Annotated in this window: 1 protein-coding gene; it reads left to right on the top strand. The window is 36.0% G+C overall.

Going from position 1 to position 1,154, the window contains the following annotated elements:
* The coding region (locus OU793_RS24535) for a hypothetical protein (RefSeq protein ID WP_017449274.1) at positions 1-272 on the top strand (272 nt) is incomplete at its 5' end.
* Between the last annotated feature and the right edge of the window lie 882 nt (positions 273-1,154).

Below are 1,154 nucleotides of genomic sequence, written 5' to 3'. Positions count from 1 at the left end.
TAATGGCTTTATATTCAATTAGTTATGATTTGAACAATCCAGGACAAAAGTATGAAAACATTTATTCAGTGATACGAAGTTTTGGAGGGTACAACCACATAATGGAGTCGACATGGTTAGTCTCTACATCATTATCGGCATCTCAAGTACTCGACAGATTTACTTCATATCTTGATAACAATGACAAAATGTTTATATCAAAAGTCAATACAAATGAATATCAAGGATGGTTAGATGAAGATACATGGAAGTGGATTCGAGAGCATGTATGATTAAGAAAAGTTTGGGTCGCTGTATATAATTCTTTCTTGTCAGTATCTTGAATTTGTAAATTACCACCTACTTCAGTAGGTGGTTTAGGGCTACCAATAAAAAATTATTAATAAAACACTTAACTCTCTAAACGTACATTTTCGTTTCGTTAAACCTCACCCCCCTAGTACCAAAACATCTAGCCTAGTTAATTTGAAAATACTCACGTGTGACGGCGTAACCTCTATTCCAATGAGGAGCTGTGCGACGAATACTAGAATGCGCTCACGTAGTGAGTAAGATGCGTCTTATCCTTGTTCTCTGAAGTTATTTGTGTTCACTGTAGTATCCGGCATGAAAATTGCCCTTCTCCCTGCTAGACCCTGATTTGCGCTATTGGTTGAATTAAGCTCGATTATTGAGTTGGGGTTCCACGATGTTTTACGTATATGCTCGATAGGTTCCTGTCGTATGACAAAAGGAAATTCCAGCGCAGCCAGCAAGTACGATAAACGTGTTTTATTATTTTGATGTTGATGCTGGCTGTTGGGGCCCGTCAAAAGCAGGGATTGTTTGTTTTATTACACTTTGGTGAAATGCTTTTGATGGGAGGTATCTTTGAGCGAAGCGATTGTCTTTTCTTAAATATTTATTCTTATATTTATTCTATATACCTAGTTTACATATTTATTCTCATAAGAACGTTACCTCTTTAACTGACATTCTATAGGCAGAATTTAGAGTGATATCTTATAGGTACTTTTTGTGTAAATAGTCTTTTTTAGGGTAAAATCACGCTTTCGAGCAAAAAATAAGAAGTTCAGACGTAAAACAAGAAGCGCATATCATTAAAAAAAACGTGACCTACATCCCTTAAATGAGCTTCAGACGAGCGAAATCCT

Source organism: Vibrio sp. VP6 (assembly GCF_028823755.1).
Taxonomy (GTDB): Bacteria; Pseudomonadota; Gammaproteobacteria; order Enterobacterales; family Vibrionaceae; genus Vibrio; species Vibrio parahaemolyticus.
Note: the sequence above shows the minus strand (reverse complement) of the source record. Positions and strands in the feature narration are given on the sequence as shown.